Source organism: Belnapia arida (assembly GCF_016773205.1).
GTDB lineage: Bacteria > Pseudomonadota > Alphaproteobacteria > Acetobacterales > Acetobacteraceae > Belnapia > Belnapia arida.
In genome coordinates this window covers 125,768-145,906 of record NZ_JAETWB010000007.1, presented here as the reverse complement: position 1 = coordinate 145,906, position 20,139 = coordinate 125,768, and the positions used below count along the sequence as shown (strand labels likewise).

Sequence of the window (20,139 nt, the reverse complement as noted above, 5' to 3'; positions counted from 1 at the left end):
CCGCCTGATGGGCAGCCGTCGTGTCCCATGGAGACCAGCAACGTGCCTGCGTCGCGTGAACGAATCCCGGTTGGCCTGCTCTATTCCGGCACCGGGTTATACGGCGCGGTGGGGCAGGAGATGCTGCGCGGGGCCATGCTCGGCCTGGAGGAGGTCAATGCATGGGCGAATACGGACTTCGTTCTGGACCCGGTCATTGCGGACCCGGGCGGTAGGTTGCGCGGCTATTACGAAGCCTGCGAGGTGATGCTGCGCCAGCATCGTGTGATCCATCTCGTTGGTTGCTACACCTCGGCCGCCCGCCGCCAGGTGCTGCCCCTGGTGGAAGCTGCGGACGCGCTCCTGTGGCACCCGGCGCGTTACGAAGGCTTCGAGAGCAGCGAGAGCGTCATCTATGTCGGCGCCGCTCCCAACCAGCATGTGGTGCCGCTAGTTTGCTACATGTTGGAGCACATCGCCAGCAGCGTGTACTGCATCGGCTCGCACTACATCTGGACCTGGGAGACAGCCCGCGTCCTGCGCGAGATGCTGGGCGCGACCGGAGGGCACATGGCGGCGGAGCGCACGTTGCCGCTCGGAGAGACCAGCGTGGAGCATGTTGTGGAGGAAATCGTGCGGCTCCAGCCGGGCGCGGTCTTTAACACGCTCGTCGGCCAGTCAAGCTATGCTTTCTTCCGCGCTTACCATGCGGCCCGGTTGCGCGATCCGCATGCTTCGCTACCCCCGATTCTCAGCTGCAGCTTGTGCGAGCCCGAATTGCAGATCATCGGCGCCGAGGCGGGCGCCGGGCATATCGCCTGCTCACCCTGGTTCCAGAGTCTCGACACGCCGGAGAACCGGGGCTTTCTAAACCGCTACCGCGAGCGCTTCGGTCCCGGCAGTTCGCCCTCAGTGGATGCGCAAGCGAGCTATACCTGTATGCTGTTACTGGGTCGCGCCATCAAGGCTGCCGGCAGCGCTGATGTGGCAGCGGTACGGCGGGCGCTGTACCGCGACAGCTTCCGTGCGCCGCAGGGGCCGATATGTGTCGACCCGGACAACAACCATACCTATGCCATCCCGCGCATAGCGCGCTCCAATCTTGTCGGGCAGTTCGATCTGCTATGGGAATCGCCAACGCTGGTCCGGCCGGACCCCTATCTCGTATGGTTGGACCAGGCGCTTCCGGAGCAGTCCGAGGCATCGACCCCACCACGACGGCATCTGAGGATCGTGTCGTGACAGGACCCCGCATCCCGTCTTTCCGGAACCGGCATGCCCTCGTCGTACATCCCGACGACAATGACCGCCGGCTGCTCGACAGCCGATTGCGGCGCCTCGGCCTGGTTGTCCACTGCCACGAGAACACGCCGCCGGTGTTGGTTGCCTCACATGCCGACGTCGTCTTTTTCGATGTCGATACGGGCATCGATAGCCCGTTCGAGGGGCTGGCGCCAAGCGTCAGGCTGATCGCCCTCGTCGGAGCGGAAACGCCAGGCAGGCTGGAATGGATGCTGTCACAGAAGCCCGGAGCTTGGCTAATGAAGCCCATCCGGTCGAGCGGCGTCTACACGGCCCTCGCCATGGCATTCCACCGCCTTGAGCAGCAGCACGACACCGAGCGATACGTGGAGCGGCTGCGCCTTCGTGCCCGTCACCGCGATCCGGTCGAGGCAGCCATCGTGCAGATCATGCATCAGAACAACTGTTCGGAGCAGGAAGCCTTCAGTTCGTTGCGGAAGGTTGCAATGGACACGAGGTCGAGCCTGATCACCCTCAGCAAGTCGATCCTGGCCGACGACTTGCCTGCGCCCCAACAGGATCTGCTACGAAGGGAGGGCTGAGGACGATACCGTGGGCGTTGCCCTAGGGGACCGTTTTCCCTCAATGAGCGGGAGGCGGAAGTGCAGCCAGACCGCATGGCCCGACGATCCCGACCGGAAATCGGTTGCCATCGAAGCCCGCGCGACCGGATGCAGTTCCGCCCCGCTACGTGATCCGGACGCGACCGGCAGGCCGTTCGATAGGTGTGGTCGCCGCCAATAGCCGGTGGCTAAGCTCACAGCGATAAGTGCCGGGTGGGAGTGACAACGTTATGAAAATCAAGCTGCACCATGTGAATTTCTGTTCAACCGATGTTTCGGCAATGAACGAGTTCTACTGCACCGTGCTCGATCTGGAGCCAGAGCCTTCGCTGCCGGCGGCCCGCGTGACAGCTGGCGGCTATGCCGGGAAGGTGGCCTTCGTAACCGATGGGGCAACCCAGCTGCATTTGGCGGAGCGGGACCTTGGGGTTGGCTTCCGTACCAGTAATGCGATCAATCCTCTTGAGCGCGGCCATATCGCATTTCGGACGGACGATCTCGAGGCATTCAAGCGGCGTCTGACGGAGAAGGGCATACCCTTCTCAGACTATGGCGCGTGGGCGATGAACGGCTGGGAGCAGATCTTCTTCCACGACCCCGACGGCAATGTCGTTGAAGTGCATCAGGATCGCACGTCGAAGGCTGTTTGAATTGTCCGGTCTCGACTACGGCAGGTGCGGTCCATCAAAGCCTGCTTCTGACCTCGCTTGGGTCAGCATGATGCTGCGTGCTGGACAGGCAGGCCGGAGAGGCTCGCCACCATCTTTCAGTGGAGCGACAGCGCCGGTGTAGCCGAAGGTCTGCGCTGTCGCTCTTCCAGCTTAGTTAACCCGAAGATTGAAATCCTGCACCAGTTTGCCGAAGCGGGCGTATTCCGCAGCGTGGTAGGCGGCGAAATCGGTCCTGGAGCGGTACTGGATCGGCATGTCCATCCGGCGCAACCCTTCCACGACGGCGGGTGCGGACATCATACGTCGGCAAGCTGCCTCGATTCGATCAAGGACCACGGTGGGTGTGCCGGCCGGAGCGTAAAGGCCAGACCAAATGGTGAAAACGAGATCATGGCCCAGTTCGCGCATCGTGGGCGTATCCGGGAATTCCGGAGCCCGTACATCGCTGAAGACTGCAATGGGATGGAGGTTGTATTGCCGGACGAGGTTTCCTTGATCGGTAAAAAGCGGGACCTGCTTCGACGCCATGGCTTGCATCACCTCGCCCGAGCCTCGAAAGGGGATATGGTTCATCTCGATTCCGGTAAGGCGTTCCAACGCGATCATGCTGATATGTGGCGTTCCGCCCGGACCGGTGCTCGCGTAGGGCAGGGTGCCCCGCGTTTCGCGGGCACGTGCGATGACGTCCTGCAAGGTGCGGAAGCCTGAGTCCTGTGGGGTCATCATGACGACAAGAGCAGCCGTGACCTGACAGACTGGCAGAAAATCGGCCTGCTGAAATGGGGCTCCTCTCGTATGAGGCGTCAGCACGAGTGAGCCGCCTGGCGCAAGCAAGATGGTCGTCCCGTCAGGCCGGGAGCGTGCGAGCTCGAGTGCCCCAACCGTGCCGTTGGCCCCAGCGGTATTCTTGACCACAACCTGGCTGTTGAGCGCGATTGCCAGCTCCGGCTGCATGATGCGGGCCATGAGGTCCGTGGCACCACCTGGCGGGTAGCCTACGATCATGGTGACCGCATTCTGCGCACGAGCAGATGAAATCGACAGGGCCGCGTACAGCAGGCCCATTGCGTATAGAAGTCGGAGCATGGCGTTCCTTCCCGCGGAGGTTTTGTTATCCCGGATTATGCCGAGCGTGGAGCAGGGTGTCTGCATGTCCCGGACTTACTTCTGGCAGCCACGTTCGGCTAAGGCTGCGCCAGTCCTGGCAGAGCGGCCACACCGGCCTCCGGTTGCAAGGACTAGGCTCCAGGCCCGGCCCACCCATGGCATCGAGGCCGACTTGCGTCGTCCCTCAGCGCTGCGCTGCAGCTGCGAAGGCGAAGTTCTCATAGGCGTTCTCTGCCACTCGAAACCATTGGAACTGCTCATCGCGGAAGGCCTTGTAGTTCGTCCACATCTTGCGGAAGCGCGGGTTCTGGGTTGCCGTATCCTCGTACAGCTCGTGCGTCGCGCGCCAGGCGGCTTGCAGGACCTCTCGCGGCCAGGCTTTCAGCTGTGCCCCGCCTGCCAGCAATCGACGCAGCGCCTTCGGGTTCGCTTCGTCGTAGCGGGCGATCATCTCCAACGTCGCCTCACCGCAAGCGACTTCCAGGATGTGCTTGTAGCGGTCGGGCAGGCCTTCCCAGGCACGATTGTTCATCATGAACACCCCGCGGGAAGAGGCATCCCAGAAGCCCGGCGTGTAGTAGTACTTGGCCACGCGCTGGAAGCCGAGCTTCTCGTCGTCGTAGGGCCCAATCCATTCCGCCGCGTCGATGGTGCCACGCTCAAGCGAGGGATAAATGTCCGAGGCAGCAATCTGCGTCGGTGCTGCGCCCAGCTTCGCAAAAACCTGGCCGGCGATGCCCGAGATGCGGAATTTGACCCCCTTCAGGTCATCCACGCCGCGGATCTCTTTGCGGAACCAGCCACCCATTTGGGTGCCGGTCTCGCCGAAGGGGATACCGACGACGTTGTAGTCACGATAAAGCTCGGCGGCGATCTCGTTGCCGCCCCCATAGCGCATCCAGGCGGTCATCTGCCGCATGTTCATGCCCCAGGGAATGGCGGCGAAAGCAGCCAGCGTCGGATCCTTTCCGATGTAGTAGAGGCTGGAGGTCTGGCCGCACTCGATGGTGCCAGTCTGCAGCGCGTCGAGCACCTGCAGGGCGGGTACGATCTCGCCGGCCGCGAAGCAGCGGATCTGGAAGCGGTTCTCCGTCATCTGCGCAACACGACGCGCGAGGTACTCCGCTCCGCCGAAAAGAATGTCGAGGTTCTTGGGAAAGCTGCTGGCCAAGCGCCAGCGGATTTCGGGATTCTGGGTCTGCGCGAGGGCAGGCGCTGCCAGCGCCACCGGCACAACCGCCGCCGCTGCGCCCAGGATAAGACGACGATCCATGATGATGTTTCCTCGTTGTTCTTCGTTGTATGTTATTCGCAGAATGGAAGCATGCACGGCTGAAACAGCGATGCAACGGGAGTTCGTTGAGAGTGTGAAGTATGCCGGGCCGTGCAGGCGAGGTTGCCAGACTGGCGTAAGCGAAGGCGGTGATGCCGGCCATGCTCCTGGTGGCAGGCGGGCCAGAGCCACGCAGTGTCCGGGCAACTCCTATCTCGGTGACAGGCAAGGCGTGCTGCAGCTTGCGGCTTTGGCTTAGCCCTGGGCGAAGTCGCGCGGCGCCTATCGGCGCTGGCCTCGGGTGGGAGAGAACTCCTTGGGCTCCGTCTGTCTTACCAGCTTTACCTATGCGGCCCGCTTGTCGGCTTGGTCGCTACCGGGTTCGACGCCGCGATTCGCCTTGATGAATCGTGGAGCCCGACATGGTGGCTGCTAGCGTCGGCTTTGACCTACGCATGATAGTGATTGTCTGCGCCTTTTTCGGCGCTTCACGCTAGGGCTACGGCCCCTCTGCATAGGATCAAGCGTGAAGAGCAGGTTGCGTGTCTTCCCAGGTGCAGCACGGACCGATAGGAAACCTGCCGTCGCTGGCCAGCCCGTGCCACGGCGTGCAATCCGCTTCGGCCTATACCTTATGTCGGCTGACGAAGTAGCCATTCGTCCGCAGCGGCGATCAGGCGTCGTCGGCCCACCTGATTTATGACTGCCGCAAAGGGGGTTCATCGCCGGGGAGCTTGGCCATTCGCCCGCTGGAGCCCAAGGCGGCGGCCCCAGGCGACTCAGGGCTGAATCTGGATGCCGGTCCTCGCCACCATATCCCGCATCTGCTCGAATTGTTGCTGCATGAACCGGTTCGCATCACTCAGGTTATTCTTCTCCTGGATCGGGTCGTGCCCGGCGAAAACCATCTTTTCGCGGATGATTGGGTCGCGCAACGCTTCGTTCAGGCCGCGGTTGAGGGCCTCGGCCACTGGTGCCGGCATGCCCGCCGGTCCGATCAGGATGAAGAAGCCGCCATTCTCGAAGCCAGCCACGCCCAGTTCTTCGAGTGTCGGGATATCGGGGAAGGTTGGGAAGCGCCGGTTGCCCACCATGGCGACGCCCCGCACCTTCCCCTCCCGCATCAGGGAGGTGGCGCTGGCCAGTGCGGCAACGCCGAATTGCGTCTCGCCATTCATGATCGACTGCACCATCTGCGCACCGCTGCGGTAGGGCACATGGACGAACCGTGTCCCGAGGCTCTGCGCCAGCATCTCCGCCCGCAGATGCAGTACGCCGCCGAAGCCGGATGAGGCGTAGGAGATGCTGTCCCGCGGCGCCTCCCGCATCGCGGCCAGGATGCTCCGGGCATCGGTGCCACCGAAACCCGGTGTCACCACCAACACGCCCGGCGGCGTGCTGATGACACCAAGCTGGGTGAAATCGGCGATGGGGTCGTACCGCGTGCCGCCGACCGTGGCTGCGGGCGCGGCCGCCGCGGCCCCGGTCTCCGTCAGCATGATCGTGTAGCCGTCGGGCGCCTGGCGTTTCAGCCATTCGGTGGCGACGGTGCCCGCGGCGCCGGGCCGGTTGTCGACCAGGATGCGGGCACCAGGGGCCAAGGCCGCCGCCATCCGATCGGCAAGCAGGCGGGCCGCGATGTCGGTGCTGCCGCCTGGGCCATAACCCGTCGCCATGGTGATGGGCCGGTCGGGCGCCCAACTGCGGCCCTGGCTGATTTGCGAGGCAGCGACGCGCGGCAGGACGGGCGACGCGAGCGCTGCCGTCAGTAGGCTGAAGGTATGGCGGCGCTGCATGAGCAATCTCCCGGACGATATTCTTGTGTCACCACCAAAGCATCGCCAGCGGTGCGACCGGAAGCCCATTTGCCGAGCTGCCAGGACGACAGCGCCGAAATGGCTCTACAATCAACGGCCTGTGTTTTCTACTAAAGATAGATAAAACCAAAAGCAACTAAATCTATAATACTTAAACACCTATGTTACTTGTAGGAACGACACATCTCGTAACAGAATAAACCATCCTGTACGTGCCTTTGATCATAGTCTGGCCGAGCGAAGGCAGAAAATGAATATGGTAGATTATTATGGATCGCTGTTTATCGGCGGCGGCCCGGCTGGAATTGCGCCTCTGGTGTGGGCCGCCCGTACTGGGCGTCTCAAGCCGTTAGCCAATAAAGGACTTGTCGTCGTCGAAGCCGGCAACTGCCTGGGTGCCGGCTCCATTGGCAGCCATGCGATCGGTTCCGACACCTTGGCCGACACGTTCTTGGAGTGTCTCGAGAGCAGCCAGGATGAGCGCCTGTCAGCACTGCGTACCCATCCGAGTGCCGAAGCAGTCCGGCAGTACAGCAAGGGCGCCGCTCCGCTCCCCGTCGTCGCTGCGTTCCTCGAAACGCTTGGCAGGACAGTTCAGGACGTCATCGAGGCGGCCGGTGGGCAGGTCCTGCTCAGGCACCGAGCCTCCGGCTTGCGCCAGCAACGGACCGGGCAATGGGTTGCGACCTTGCAGGCGGCAACTGGCGAAACGGTGACTGTCATGGCCACGAAGGCGGTCCTGGCAACCGGCGCCACCCAGCGCCTTGACGATCTCGCCTCCATCCCCGTCGCCGGCTTGCCGCTCATGCCCGAATTCTCAAGCAAGCTCCTGCTGTCGGGGGCGGTGCTAGGTCACGGCGGCGTCGACGCGATCCGCCGGCATCTGCGAGGCATAACGGCACCCAGGATCGCCATCGTCGGCGGGTCCCATAGCGCGGTCGCATCAGCCAACCGCATTCTCTACGGCGTGCCGGAACTCAGCCTGAACTCCGGCTCGGTCACCATCCTGCACCGAAGGCCACTGCGGATCTTCTACCCGACGCCCGAGGCCGCTCTGGCCGAAGGCTACACCGATTTTGGGCCGCAGGACGTCTGTGCGGTCAGCGGTCGGCTGTACCGTCTGGCCGGCTTCCGCCTCGATGCCCGCGATCTCGTCATGCGCGCCCTGGGTGTTGGTGGCCGGCCGGCCGAGCCTCGGCTGGCACTGCATCGCATCGGCACGCCCGAGGCGGACGAGCAGGGCCGATCCCTCCTGCAGTCAGCCGACCTGATCGTGGCCGCGCTCGGCTACCGCCCCACGACGGTTCCGGTTGAACACGCCGACGGCACCCCATGGCGCCTGGCCGCCGGGTCGGGCACGGCACCACTGGTCAACTCAGCATGTGAGGTTCTGGACAACACGCAACACGCCATCCCTGGCCTCTACGGCATCGGGCTTGCGGCCGGCTTCGTCCCGCAAGGTGCCGCCGGCGGTGAGCCGAGCTTCATTGGGCAGACCAACGGCCTGTGGCTCTGGCAGAACCCGATCGGCGCAATGATCGTCGACGCGCTGCTGCAAGGAGAGGCCGGCCGTGTCGCCGCTTGATGCCGGCGACGGCCAAACGCTGCTGCCCCTGCGGGTCAGCCTCATCGTCGGAACCCGGCCTGAGGCCATCAAGCTGGCACCCGTGGCGATCGCGCTCCTGGCGATGCCTGAGGTGGAGCCGATGATCTGGTGTACCGGCCAACATGCGCATTGGGCGCCAGAGATGCTTGCCCATTTCAATCTCGAGCCCAGCCGTCTGATGCCGCCACCGCCCTCCGGCCAGGGGCTGACGCAGATGGCCAGCCACATCCTGACCCAGATGCAGACCAGCATCCAGGATGACCGCCCCCAGGTCATGATCGTGCAAGGCGACACGCTCAGCGCCTTCACGGGCGCCGTGGCGGCCGCCTATGCCGGGTTGCCGCTGGTGCATGTCGAGGCCGGGCTGCGCAGCGGATGCCGCAAGGATCCGTTCCCGGAAGAGGTGCATCGCAGGGCCATCGCCGCATTCGCCGATTTGCATTGCGCACCGACCGAGGCCGCATGGCAGACCTTGATCGACGAGAAGCTTTCCGCATCGGACGTCCTGCTCAGCGGCAACACGGTCATCGACGCCTTGCACCTCATCCGGGACTTGGTGCCGGCCAATGACCTCACCCCGGCGTCGATGGACCCGGCCCGGCCCCTCATCGTCGTCACCTGCCATCGCCGGGAGAATTGGGGCGCCCGCTATGAAGCCGTCTGCAAGGCCATGCGCCAGCTGGCGAGGCGGGGCGATTGCGAGGTGGCGTTCGTCACCCATCCCAACCCGGCCCTGTCGGACATCGCCCGGGTGCTGCTCGATGGCCAGCCACGGCTGCATCGGCTGCCGCCCTTGGCCTATCCCTCCTTCATGAACCTCTTGGAGCGAGCTGCCCTGGTCCTGACCGATTCAGGAGGCATCCAGGAGGAGGCGGCGGCGCTCGGCGTTCCGACCCTGATCCTCCGGGACACCACGGAGCGATCGGAAGGCGTTGCGGCAGGCATCGCCAGGCTGGTCGGCACCGTCGAGGCGGATATCGTGTCGGCAGCCGGCGGATTGCTGGATGACCTGCCCGCCCTAAGGGCCAGCCGTGTGCCATGCGACGCCTATGGCGACGGCCGGGCAGCTCACCGCATCGCTTCCGCGATCAGGGAACGGTGGAGCGACCGGCGGACGCCCGTGGTCCATCCTCAGATCAGCGATCCTGCCGCGGCCTTGGCATCCAGGCTTCGTGCCCGCGCCTGATCCCAGACGGTGAAGGCCTGCCAAGCGAACATGCTGGCCCAGCTGTTCCGGTCGCGTCGCACCGTGTCGAATTCGACGCCACCTTGTGGCGACAGGCGGCCGGCAAGATTCCGGTGAAGCCGCGGCGCCATCGCGCGCCAGGTTTCAAGGGTCGCGGCGTCCAGCGCTCCCGCCGCCTCAAGGATCACGCCGGCACGCAGCGCCTGGGCCAGGACGTCGGCGCGCACGGCCGCCTCCCGAGCGCCCGCGCTCGGCGGCAAGTCTGCCGTGTCCCGGTCGAACTCCGCGCAGAGATAGGCAAAGGAAGTTGCGGCGCGTTGCAGGTACTGTGCGTCGTCCGTCTGGGCCCAAAAGGTCAGCCATCCCTCGATCAAGTAAAGGAAAGGGTGCAGCTCGCGCATCCGCCGCTGCCGCTGCTGATCGAGCAGGACGCCCTCGTCCCGGGCTGTCTCCTGGGCGAGCGCATCGAGGTTCGGCTGGCCGAGGCCGGCCAGCGCTGCGGCGGACTTCACGTGATGGACATCCCGTGTCGTCGACCACTTCACCGGGATGGGCACGTCCCGCCGGCCATCTCGCAATTCATGCGACGCCAGGCGGCCACGCTCCACGATCCGTGCGACGGAGTTGACATAGCGTGCCATCATCTCCGCCGGCAGGATGCCCGGCCAGCGAGCCTCCGCCATGCCAAGGCCGCGGAGGATGATGGCCAGGTCGAAGGAGAAGAGGCAGCGGTTGCGCCAATCCACCGCGCCGAGATCCCCGACGCGGCGATACAATGTCAGAGGCGCGCCCTCACCGCCCTCGGCATCCAGCCAGCGGATCACCCGCGCCGCGATCTCCCGGTACAAGGTGCCTGGCGCCCCCACCGAGGCATGCGCCAGGAACTGCACGTAGTAGCCGCAGATCTCGGGATAGACGCCGTCCCACAGCCCATCGGCTTCCCGATAGTTGATGACGCCTCCAGCCACATGCGGAGGCTCCGTCAGGACCACGTCATCGGAGACGAGCCACTGCTCGATCCTCGCCGCGAGCTGGGTGCCGTCGGCTTCGGACGTATCCTGGGAAGTTTGCATGTCGCTGACCTTCGGTTGTCGCGCCGTTCAGCGGCGGCTGGCCGGGGGCAACCCGAGCGCCCGCAGGACCGCGGGCGACAGGGTGGTCGATGCCGAGTAGCGGCCGGGCTGGATGGCGAAGCCCATGCTGTCCTCCAGCGCCCACAAGCCCCAGCCGATCCTCGCCTGGTCCGCGGCCTGCCGGACCGCTTCGAGATAGGCGTTCCGCGAGTCCTCGTTGAGCGCGCGCACCGCACCGAACTCTGTCAAGGCGACGGAAACCCCGTTGTCGCGTCCCCACTTGACCGCCCGGTTGAGGTTCGCGGCAATGGTCGTCGCATCATGGCGCTCCGAGCACCAGTAATTGGCGATGTCGCGGGTCCGCTGGTGCTGGATTCCGGCGACGGCCGCCCGGCAACGCGCCTGATCGGTGACAGGGAACGGCAGCTTGCCCATCGACGCGGTGTCGACTCCCTGCTCCCATGAGGCCAGCAAGGTCAGAACCTGCGGCTCGTAGGTGTGGAAGGTGTAGACCACGTTCCTGTCAGCCACCGGCTTCACCCGCAGCAACCCGTTGATGCTGCTCCAGTCCGCGCCCGCCAGCACGATGGTGTTCCGCGGCAGCGCGGCGCGGATGATGGCGACCAGGTCTCCCTGCATCCGGTCCCATTGAGCCGGGTCGGCGAACATCGGCTCGTTGACCACTTCCGGGAAGGTGAGGGCCGGCGGCAGATGCGCCAGGGCCGGCGCCAGGTCACGCCAGAACCCCAGCAGCCTCCGCCGCGCATCGGCGGAGGTCTGCAGGTTCCAGTTGCCGAGATTCTGCGGATGCGGCTCGACCATGACCGCCAAGCCCGCTTTTTGGAAACGCTCGATGGCGGAGATGATCGCATCGAGCTTGTCGCTCGCGATACCGTCGCCGCGCATGACCACTTCAGGGCCGACCGCCAGCCGGACATAGGTGAATCCAAGCCGCTTGAGCGACGCGATCGCCGCATCGTCCATGTAATTCCGCAGGGCCCGGGTACTGCCATCCGGCGGAAAGCGGAACCAGTGCGCGACATTGATGCCACGTGCCAGCATGGCCATCCGGTCGGGCGGCGCTTCGGCACGCGATGGCGCGGCGCTTGCCAGCAACGAGATCAATATGCCACCGATCACGCCGAGGAGGCGCAACCCCGAGCGCGTGGCAAGCCCGCAAGGCGTTTGCTGCAAGCCATCCGAAACTGCCATCGATGTCACCACCTCAGAACAAAGTGTCTCCTTGTACGCCAGGATGGCAGGCTGCCGACTCAATAGGTCGTGCAGACCTTCCGGTAGCGGCAAGCCTGGCCATTCCGTTGCCGGCCTCCTTGATGCACCCTCGACCAGCCACATGGATTCCGCGTCAGATGCTTTCTGTTCTCCCGACGCCGGACAAGGACGTGGATGCCATTCCTGGCACGATGCTGCTCGGCCTCGAATTCGCCGACACCACCATCGCAGAGACCGCAGCCCACATCGCCGCGAGGCCGCCGGACGCACCCTTCGGCTTCGTCGTGACGCCGAATGCCGAACATCTCGTGCGGCTCGCCAAGGATCCGGCCCTGGCGGCGGTGTACCGGCGGGCCCTGCTCCGGGTGATGGACTCACGGGTAGTCCTCGGAGCGGCAACCCTGCTCGGCCTGCCGAAACCCGGCCTGGTCCCGGGCAGCGACCTGACCGCCGAGCTGTTGACAAAGCATCTGCAGCCCGACGACAGGATCACCGTCATCGGCCTGTGGCCCAAGGATCTTCCTCTTCTCCGTCGGCGATTCCCTGCCAACCCCATCGCCCATCATTTCCCGCCGCTCGGCTTCGAGCGGGATGAAGAGGCCTTCCAGAGGACCATCGCCTTCGTCGAAGCCAACCCGGCGCGTTACTACATCTTCGCCTGCGGCATGCCCCGGCAGGAGCTGCTGGGAGACCGGCTATCGGCGCGGGGCAAGCTTCGCGGCACGGCCCTGTGCGTCGGCTCCGCGCTGGAGTTCCTGATCGGCGCTCAGCAGCGCGCGCCGGTCAGGATGCAAAAAGTCGGGCTGGAGTGGCTGTTCCGCCTGTACCGCGAGCCCCGGCGCCTGGCGAAGCGCTACCTGGTCCAGTCGCCGCCGATCTTCGCTTTGCTGGTCCGGGAGAGGCTGCGCCGGCGAGGCCGCTGACGCGGCACCGCTCAGCCGTTCTGGTCCTTGTACCATCGCTGGCCGGCGATGTGGCTGGATGCCTCGGAGATGGCCGCCGCGATTTCCGGGCGCAGCCTGGCCGAGCCGGCCTCGTTCAGCCGCCACCAGCGCCCCTCGGTAACTGTCCATTGCGTCGGGCGCTGCTGCCCCATGCCCTGGGCCGCCTGCCGGATATGGTCGGGAAACAACCGGTAGTCGGACGCGGCCCCGTTGCTGTTGTCGGGCGGGCCGATTCCCCATTCGCCACAATAGGTGACGGTGCGGTTGGCATCAGCCCAGTGCTGGAGACGCTCCTGCCAATGCCGGATGGCATCCAGGTTTCCGGCATCGAGTTCGTACATGTGCCACTGGTGCAGCCGCGGCTTGTCCGGGTCGACGCGCAGCGTCCCGTCCATCATGGTTGCCGGGGCACCATAATCGGCGCCGTTGGTGACGATCACATGGTTCGGCAAAGCCTGGTGGAGGATGTCGGTGCATTCCTCCCGCCGGGCCTCGAAGCCTCGATTGGTGCCATTGGCATACTCGTTCGCGGTGCCGACGGCGATCCGGTCCGGGTTGAAGCCCTGCGCCGCGATGGCACGCGCACAGCGGCGGATATAATCGGGAACCTCATCCCGCGCCATGAAGCGCTCGTCCACGACGTCGAGGCAATCGATGAACACGGTCATGCCGGCCTCGATGATGCCTCGGCTGGCCCGCAGCCACAGCGCGAACTGCTCCTGCGACACCAGCGGGAACCGCCCGCCCGAGGGCGGATAGATGCGGATATGGGTAACGCCCTGCGACGCGTACTCGCGCAGCACGGCATCGGTGAGCCAGTCCTTCATGAGCACATCGCTGCGCTCGATATTGATGCCAAACCGCAGCGGCGCCAGAAAGCGCCGGACGCGCGTGGTCACAGCACTCTCTGCGGCTTGTGCGGCAAGCGCCACCGGCATGGCGGCCGCCACGTGAAGGAAAGTTCGCTTGTGCATCATCTCGTCCTCGCCAGCCGGTGCCGCACCGCTTCCTGACAGGCTACCATCCCGGCACGGCATGCACGCAGTCACGAAGGACGGACGGCGGGCTCCCCGTTGATGTCACTTCGGTCCCGGCATCCGTGTTCCCCTTCGATCCAAGGTCGGGCTAGCGTCGCCACGCGCCTCACGGAGGATCCCATGGAATACGTGTGCGACGGGACAAGAGGAAGCACCTGGTTCCGCATCCAAACGGAAGCCGAGGCGGTGCAGGAGTCGGAGCGCATGCGGCATGCGGTTGAGAAGCATTTCCGCCGCGCTTCCGAAGCCGCCTCGGAAGCCTTCGATCCGACCGGGATACCCTATATCGAGCAGGACATCCGCCGCGCCACCCATATCCGGCGCACGATGCCCGTGTTCCTCACCTTGCGGGACGACGAGGGAGGCTCGCTGGTGACGGCCATGTTGCCGCAGCCAGGACGATCCCAGCCGGAGATGCGCCCCGTCATCGTCGGCCCGGGCAACAGCGACCCATACCCTGCCCATGGCGAGGCGATCGCCGTGCTTGGAACCCGCTTCGGCATAACGCTGGACCGGGCCCGGTGCTACCCCTACAGCCGGTCCTAGGCGCCCGGCGTATGGCGTCGGAGGAAGGCGACAACGCGCGCCTCCTGCGCAGCCAAATGCTCCGGGCCGCGCCAGTCTTCGAGCACCTCCACCCCCGGCAGCAGGCTGGCCAGTTCCGCACTGGTCGCGGCGGGGTGCGGCGTGTCGCTTCCGGGCAGCAGCATCGTCGGCACCGGGCAGGACCTGGCAAAGGCGCGATCGACCGAGAAGACGAAGTCGCCGCCCCACATGGTGCGCCCGAAGGCCTTGATCGCCGCACCGTCGAGTTCGGACCGCGCCTCGCGCTGCTCCCGGCTCCAGGCGGCATGGCTGTCGGGGAAATACTCCGGATGCTCCGGATGCAGGCCGATCGGGTTCTGCAGCACTGCCGCGGTGACGCGCTGCGGCGCCATCTCCGCCGCCTTCAGACAGAAGCTGCCACCGATGCAGCCGCCCAGCACGTGGAACCGCTCGAAGCCCAAATGGTCCATCAATGCCAGATGGTCAGCGGCATAGGTGTGCCATCCGTGATCGGCCTCGATCGCGGTCTGGGACCTGCCGGCATTCCGCTGGTCCATGGCGACCGCGGTGAAGCCGGCCGCCGGCAGCGCCTGCGTCCAGTCGACCCAGGGCCGGGGCGGGCTGCCGAAGGGCGAAGACCACATATCCATGCGGGAACGCAGGCCGCCCGGCGCGAACAACAGGACAGGAAAGCCGGATCCCTGAACCTGATAGGCGATCCGACCGTCAGGCCGGTTCAAGATGGGCATGGCGTCCTCCCGTTCGTCTGATCCTGCCACCGCCCTGCTATCCCATGTCAAACCGGCATGAGGTTATGACGGGCTGGCGCGGCGACGCGCCGCTGCTGCTCGCAGCCCATCGGCGGGCCGCATCGAAGGCCCGCTGCCTCACACTGGATCGGCCACGAGTATCCCAAGGCGACCTGGTCCGGACAGCTGCACGGCAGGGCACCGAGTATCGGGCCCGGCCGTGCCACCGGAATGTTGAGCTCGGTCCCCCAAACCCATTCAATGACAAACCCAGCTACCTACCCGGCGCCAACGTCAGGCCGGTGCATGAGGCGGTACGGCGGATCCAGGGCGCCGTTGATACGGACCGGATCGCCCAGGCGGTATGGCCGTTCCGCGTGTGTGGGGAAGCGCCTTTACGCATCAGAACGATCCCCACCCATCGGCACCGGCACCGCTGCGGCGGTGGAGCAGGGCGGCGATGCCGAGAGGCGGGGGTACAGCACCGGGAAGAGCAGCAACACGATGTTGGGCGGGATCATGGCCCGGCAGCTCCCGAATGTGCCGGGCCCTCCACGACCGTCATCGTGCGGGTGCCCGATGCGCACTAACGGCCTCGTGCCCCCTCACAGTCGGCCCGCCAGGACGCAACGCACTTGCCGGCAGACAGCTACGCCTCGGCATTGATCTCGGCGAAGGTTTCCCGGGCGACCAGCAACGCTTCCCGCACGGCGGGGGCGCCGATGTAGCCCGCGGTGTGCAGCAGCGCCTCGCCCAGCTCATCCTCCGTCCAGCCCTGGCGGCGGGCCATGCGGAGGTGGATGCGCAATTCCGGCCAGGCGGATGTCGCGGTATCGGTGATGACGGTGATCAGCGCCCGGGTCTTGAGGTCGAGCCCCGGCCGCGTCCACAACAAGCCAAAGACCGCTTCCCGCGTCCAGTCCGCGAATTTCTCCATCAGCGGGTCGTTGTAGACGGTGCTGGCCATCTGTTCGGCCATGGCGTCGCCCATCAGCTCGCGCCGTGTCTCGGTACCTTTGGAATACATCTCGCTTCTGGCCATCGGCTTGGTTCCTCCCTTGCGCATGACAGCCTAGCGTATCGGGCGAGGAGGAGAAGGTGGCCCCTCGTCCAGCGGCCTCTGTGGTGAAGCCCGGAACCAGGGGCGGGCTCGTGGAGCGCGCAGACGATGCCGGTGGCACCCGCACGGCCCGCGGGCAGACCTTCGCGACTATCCTCGCGCTCGGCTGCATTTCCTGAGCAACCTGATGCAGTCGCTGCTGCCGGCAATCCGTGCCATCCTGAAATTGCCCCTGCCGCCCAATGCACGGCGCCGCTGTTGCAGCCGCGCGTCGGCATGGTGACCAACAAGCGGCCCATGGGGCCTGCGGCCCGGAACGGGTTATCGCCGCCGTGGGCTTCACCGGATGCGACGCACCGAAACCGGCAGATACCGGAGCGGACCTCCTAGGTGGCGTGGATGTGGTTCGGCGCCACCTCCGAGGTGAGGTATCGGGATCATTAGGGCGGGCAAACCGAGCGGGAAACTGAGGCACGCACGCAACGTTAAGTTTGCATCATGGCTCGTGCTCCCATTGCCCGCGACACTTCCATTGCAACCTACCGCGCAAAGCGCGACTTCGCCGTGACACCGGAGCCAGCCCCAGCGCGGGATGCCACTGGCACGACGCGTCGCTTTGTCGTCCAGAAACATGACGCCCGCCGTTTGCACTGGGATTTCCGGCTGGAGCATGAGGGCGTGCTGGTCAGCTGGGCCGTGCCCAAGGGCCCCTCGCTCGACCCTGCCGACAAGCGCCTGGCCGTCCGGGTCGAGGATCACCCGCTCGATTACGCAAGCTTCGAGGGCACCATTCCGACGGGCAACTACGGGGCAGGCAAGGTTGAAATTTGGGATGAGGGCAGCTGGGAACCGCTCGGCGATCCCGCCGCTGATCTTGCCGCTGGTGAGCTGAAGTTCCGGCTTTCAGGACAGCGCCTGAAGGGCGGTTTCGTTCTGGTCCGCATGAAGCGCCGAGGCGGGGAGCGTGCGGAGAATTGGTTGCTGATCAAGGAGCATGACGACGCGGAGCAGCCCGGTGCCGATGCTGCGGCGCTTGAAGCGCGGCCGGCACCGAAGTCCCGTGGCGTATCGCGCAGCGTCAAGCCGGCGATCAAAGGGCAAGCCTCGCCCGCCGCCGCTCCAGAGGGGCGGCCCGGCACCGTCGTCGCCATGAAGCCGCCAGCCCACTCGCCCCAACCAACCGGCGATGCGCCGATTGCCGGCGCCGTGCCGGCGTCCTTGCCGGCCGACCAGAAGCCCGAACTTGCCACGCTCGTCGAGGAGCCGCCCGAGGGCACCGGCTGGCTGAGCGAGGTGAAATTCGATGGCTATCGCCTGCTCATCCGCAAGCACGGCCGGGATGTCCGCCTGATCACTCGCAACGGTCTCGACTGGAGCGCGAAGCTGCCTGAGATGGTCCGCGCCATTGCCCGGCTCAAGGTCGACAGCGCGCTGCTGGATGGCGAGCTCGTCGCGCTGCGGGAGGATGGCCTGTCCTCCTTCGCCAATCTCCAGGCGGCCCTGGCCAATGGCGGTGACCGAGGTGGCCTGTTCCTCTACCTGTTCGACCTACTCCATCTCGACGGCTGGGACCTGCGCGGCTGCCGGCTGGCCGACCGCAAGGCGGCCCTGCAACCGCTGAGCGACTGGCACGGCGTGCTGCGGTTCAGCGATCATCTGGACGGCGGGACCCTGCGGGTCCGCCAGCAGGCCTGCGCCCTCGGCCTCGAGGGCATCATCTGCAAGCGGGCCGACGCGCCTTACCGCGGCGCCCGCACCCGCGACTGGGTCAAGGTGAAGTGCCAAGGCCGCGACGAGTTCATCATCCTCGGCTGGACGCCGCCCGCGGGTAGTCGCCAGGGGTTGGGCGCGCTGCATCTCGGCTTTCATGACAATAGTGGGCGGCTGCACTACGTGGGCGGCGTCGGCACCGGCTTCAGCGAGAAGGAGCTTGCATCGCTCAGCCGCCGCCTTGCCCGGATGGTCAGCACGCCGCCGGAGGGGCTGCTGCTCGCCGGCGAGCCGCCCGACCCTGCCATCAACTGGGTGCGGCCAGAGCTGGTGGCGGAGGTGCAGTATATCGGCTGGACCGGCTTCGGCCGCCTGCGCCATGCGGTCTATCTCGGATTGCGGGAGGATAAGGGACCGGAGGATGTAGTGCGGGACATTCCGCACTCGGAGGTGGACCGCATTGCCTTCCAGCCAAGGCGGCGCGGCAACCCTACCATCGTCCACGCCGCGAAGCCGGTGACCGGGGCGCAGCGCGTCGGCGGCACGCAGATCACCCATGCTGACCGCGAGCTCTGGCCTGGGATCACCAAGCAGGATCTTGCCGAGTATTGGCGGCAGGTCGCAGCCCGTGCCTTGCCGGACATCGCTGGCCGCCCGCTGGCGCTGCTGCGCTGCCCTGACGGGATCGAGGGCCAGCGCTTCTTCCAAAAGCACGGCAACCGCGGCATGCCGCCCGCCATCCACGAAGGCACCGCGGGCGACCAGCCCTTCCTGTCGATCGAGGACGAAGCCGGCCTGCTGGCCTGCGCCCAGATGGCAGCCATCGAGTTGCATGGCTGGGGAGCAAGCGCTGCCGACCCGCTGAATCCCGATCGGATCGTCTTCGACCTCGACCCGGGCGAGGGCGTGGCCTTCGCGGAGGTAGTGCGGGCCGCACTGGATCTCCGCAAGCAGTTGCAGGATGGGGGGCTGGAATCCTTCTGCCGGACCACCGGCGGTAAGGGCCTCCATCTCGTGGTGCCGCTGCGGCCGGAGGCCGGGTGGGAGCTGGTGCGGGACTTCGCGCGTGGCTTTGCCAGGGCGCTGGAGGCGGAGGCGCCGGACCGCTTCATCGCCACCGTCTCGAAGGCCCAGCGCCGCGGCCGCATCCTGGTGGATTGGCTGCGCAACGGCATCGGCGCCACCGCCGTCTGCTCCTACTCGCCCCGCGCCCGGCCCGGTGCCACCGTGGCGACGCCGCTGGCCTGGCGGGAGGTAACGCCCAGGCTCGACCCGCAGCGCTTCACCATCGCTACCGTTCCGGCGCGCCTCCGGCAGCAGCGGCGCGATCCATGGGCGGGCATGGCTACCATCGACCAGCGCCTGCCGAAGGAGTTCCGATAATGGCTGAGCATCAGCACCCCATCTGGCGCGGCCACCTCCGGCTCGCGCTGGTATCCTGCCCGATCGCCCTCTACAGCGCACGGCAGGCCTCGGCCGAGCTGCATTTCCACTTCATCAACCCCAAGACCGGCAATCGGGTGCGCATGGTCACGCTCGATGGCGGCACGGAGGAGGAGGTGCGGCGGTCGGACCTGGTGAAGGGCTACGAGTTCAAGAAGGACACCTATGTCCTGCTGGATGATGCCGACTTCGAGCGGGCGAAGATCGATAGCTCCACGGTCCTGACCCTCGACAAATTCGTCCCCGCCGACGCCATCGACCCGATCTACTACGATGCGAGTTACTTCATGGTCCCCGACGGGGAGGCAGGCCAGGATGTCTATTCCGTGCTGCGGGAGGCGATCGGCAAGACGGGCCGGGTAGGTCTGGCGCGGCTGGTCATCGCCCGGCGCGAGCGTTCGGTCGCCATCATGCCGCTCGGCCGAGGCCTGGTGCTGCATACCTTGAACGACCCCAAGGAGCTGCACGATCCGGAGGAGCTCTTTGTCAACCTGCATGCCGGGAAGCCCGACGCCGCCATGGTCCGGCTGGCCACGCAGCTGGTGGACCGGCAGACCCAGCGCTTCGTGCCGGCAGACATGGAGGACCGCTACGAAGCGCGGCTCCGCGAGGTCATCGAGGCGAAGCTCCGCGGCGAGGAGCAGCCGGAGGTCGAGGAAGAGCCGCAGCGCGACAACGTCATCGACCTGATGACGGCGCTGAAGCGCAGCCTGGGCGATGCGGCGGACGGCAAGCCGGCCAGAGCCACGACGCGCAAGGCCAAAGCCGGGGCGCCGGCGACCACCAAGCCCAAGGCGCCGGCGGCGAAGCGCCGTGCCGCGGCTCGGTGACGCAGGCGGA

18 protein-coding genes are annotated in these 20,139 nt (G+C 66.0%); 9 read left to right on the top strand and 9 right to left on the bottom strand.

Annotated elements, in window-relative coordinates; all coding sequences use genetic code 11:
• Positions 1 to 27: 27 nt before the first annotated feature.
• The 3 genes from JMJ56_RS16460 (at position 28) to JMJ56_RS16450 (ending at position 2,494) form a co-directional block, all read left to right on the top strand.
• Positions 28 to 1,221 (top strand): transporter substrate-binding domain-containing protein, encoded by a 1,194-nt coding sequence (locus JMJ56_RS16460; RefSeq protein WP_202832854.1) that lies wholly within the window; start codon positions 28 to 30, stop codon positions 1,219 to 1,221.
• Positions 1,218 to 1,823, top strand: coding sequence for an ANTAR domain-containing response regulator (locus JMJ56_RS35285; RefSeq protein WP_202832853.1), 606 nt, complete (start codon positions 1,218 to 1,220; stop codon positions 1,821 to 1,823). The genes JMJ56_RS16460 and JMJ56_RS35285 overlap by 4 nt, the downstream gene beginning before the upstream one ends.
• A gap of 251 nt (positions 1,824 to 2,074) precedes the next feature.
• On the top strand, positions 2,075 to 2,494 hold the full coding sequence (locus JMJ56_RS16450) for a VOC family protein (RefSeq protein WP_202832852.1): 420 nt from the start codon (positions 2,075 to 2,077) through the stop codon (positions 2,492 to 2,494).
• Positions 2,495 to 2,665: 171 nt separating this feature from the next.
• Here JMJ56_RS16450 and JMJ56_RS16445 read toward each other — a convergent pair whose 3' ends face one another.
• The 3 genes from JMJ56_RS16445 to JMJ56_RS16435 form a co-directional block, all read right to left on the bottom strand.
• On the bottom strand, positions 2,666 to 3,601 hold the full coding sequence (locus tag JMJ56_RS16445) for a Bug family tripartite tricarboxylate transporter substrate binding protein (protein ID WP_202832851.1): 936 nt from the start codon (positions 3,599 to 3,601) through the stop codon (positions 2,666 to 2,668).
• Between the two features lie 205 nt (positions 3,602 to 3,806).
• Positions 3,807 to 4,895, bottom strand: coding sequence for a TRAP transporter substrate-binding protein (locus tag JMJ56_RS16440; protein WP_202832850.1), 1,089 nt, complete (start codon positions 4,893 to 4,895; stop codon positions 3,807 to 3,809).
• Positions 4,896 to 5,674: 779 nt separating this feature from the next.
• Positions 5,675 to 6,691, bottom strand: coding sequence for a Bug family tripartite tricarboxylate transporter substrate binding protein (locus tag JMJ56_RS16435; protein WP_202832849.1), 1,017 nt, complete (start codon positions 6,689 to 6,691; stop codon positions 5,675 to 5,677).
• Positions 6,692 to 6,962: 271 nt separating this feature from the next.
• On the opposite strand from JMJ56_RS16435, the gene JMJ56_RS16430 reads away from it, so the two are divergent.
• Positions 6,963 to 8,297, top strand: a complete 1,335-nt coding sequence (locus tag JMJ56_RS16430; protein WP_202832848.1) for an NAD(P)/FAD-dependent oxidoreductase — start codon at positions 6,963 to 6,965, stop codon at positions 8,295 to 8,297.
• Positions 8,284 to 9,504 carry a non-hydrolyzing UDP-N-acetylglucosamine 2-epimerase gene (gene wecB, locus JMJ56_RS16425; protein WP_202832847.1) on the top strand — a complete coding sequence of 407 codons (1,221 nt, stop codon included), beginning with the start codon at positions 8,284 to 8,286 and terminating at the stop codon, positions 9,502 to 9,504. The genes JMJ56_RS16430 and wecB overlap by 14 nt, the downstream gene beginning before the upstream one ends.
• On the opposite strand, the gene JMJ56_RS16420 is transcribed toward wecB, so the two are convergent.
• Together JMJ56_RS16420 and JMJ56_RS16415 are read right to left on the bottom strand one after the other, a co-directional pair.
• A complete protein-coding gene (locus JMJ56_RS16420) occupies positions 9,450 to 10,577 on the bottom strand; it encodes a hypothetical protein (RefSeq protein ID WP_202832846.1) in 1,128 nt (375 codons plus the stop codon). The two genes, wecB and JMJ56_RS16420, sit on opposite strands and share 55 nt — an antisense overlap.
• 27 nt (positions 10,578 to 10,604) lie before the next feature.
• Positions 10,605 to 11,789: a glycoside hydrolase family 5 protein gene (locus tag JMJ56_RS16415; RefSeq protein WP_202832845.1), complete on the bottom strand. Its 1,185-nt coding sequence runs from the start codon at positions 11,787 to 11,789 to the stop codon at positions 10,605 to 10,607.
• A gap of 212 nt (positions 11,790 to 12,001) precedes the next feature.
• On the opposite strand from JMJ56_RS16415, the gene JMJ56_RS16410 reads away from it, so the two are divergent.
• Positions 12,002 to 12,733, top strand: a complete 732-nt coding sequence (locus tag JMJ56_RS16410; protein WP_202832844.1) for a WecB/TagA/CpsF family glycosyltransferase — start codon at positions 12,002 to 12,004, stop codon at positions 12,731 to 12,733.
• A gap of 11 nt (positions 12,734 to 12,744) precedes the next feature.
• Here the strand turns inward: JMJ56_RS16410 and JMJ56_RS16405 are convergent, their stop codons facing one another.
• A complete protein-coding gene (locus JMJ56_RS16405) occupies positions 12,745 to 13,704 on the bottom strand; it encodes a cellulase family glycosylhydrolase (protein WP_202832843.1) in 960 nt (319 codons plus the stop codon).
• A 291-nt stretch (positions 13,705 to 13,995) separates the two neighbouring features.
• On the opposite strand from JMJ56_RS16405, the gene JMJ56_RS16400 reads away from it, so the two are divergent.
• Positions 13,996 to 14,337, top strand: coding sequence for a hypothetical protein (locus JMJ56_RS16400; RefSeq protein ID WP_202832842.1), 342 nt, complete (start codon positions 13,996 to 13,998; stop codon positions 14,335 to 14,337).
• Here JMJ56_RS16400 and JMJ56_RS16395 read toward each other — a convergent pair.
• From JMJ56_RS16395 to JMJ56_RS16390, 3 genes are all read right to left on the bottom strand, one after another.
• Positions 14,334 to 15,086: an alpha/beta fold hydrolase gene (locus tag JMJ56_RS16395; RefSeq protein ID WP_202832841.1), complete on the bottom strand. Its 753-nt coding sequence runs from the start codon at positions 15,084 to 15,086 to the stop codon at positions 14,334 to 14,336. The two genes, JMJ56_RS16400 and JMJ56_RS16395, sit on opposite strands and share 4 nt — an antisense overlap.
• A 395-nt stretch (positions 15,087 to 15,481) precedes the next feature.
• Positions 15,482 to 15,607 carry a hypothetical protein gene (locus JMJ56_RS34870; RefSeq protein ID WP_268885018.1) on the bottom strand — a complete coding sequence of 42 codons (126 nt, stop codon included), beginning with the start codon at positions 15,605 to 15,607 and terminating at the stop codon, positions 15,482 to 15,484.
• A 128-nt stretch (positions 15,608 to 15,735) separates the two neighbouring features.
• Entirely contained in the window at positions 15,736 to 16,128 is a 393-nt protein-coding gene (locus tag JMJ56_RS16390) for a carboxymuconolactone decarboxylase family protein (protein ID WP_202832840.1), read from the bottom strand.
• Positions 16,129 to 16,644: 516 nt separating this feature from the next.
• Between JMJ56_RS16390 and ligD the strand changes: the two genes are divergently transcribed.
• Both ligD and ku read left to right on the top strand, forming a co-directional pair.
• The gene (gene ligD / locus JMJ56_RS16385; RefSeq protein WP_202832839.1) at positions 16,645 to 19,239 is read left to right on the top strand and encodes a DNA ligase D; all 2,595 of its coding nucleotides are present in this window, start codon (positions 16,645 to 16,647) and stop codon (positions 19,237 to 19,239) included.
• The gene (gene ku / locus JMJ56_RS16380; RefSeq protein ID WP_202832838.1) at positions 19,239 to 20,129 is read left to right on the top strand and encodes a non-homologous end joining protein Ku; all 891 of its coding nucleotides are present in this window, start codon (positions 19,239 to 19,241) and stop codon (positions 20,127 to 20,129) included. The genes ligD and ku overlap by 1 nt, the downstream gene beginning before the upstream one ends.
• The last annotated feature ends 10 nt before the right edge of the window (positions 20,130 to 20,139 follow it).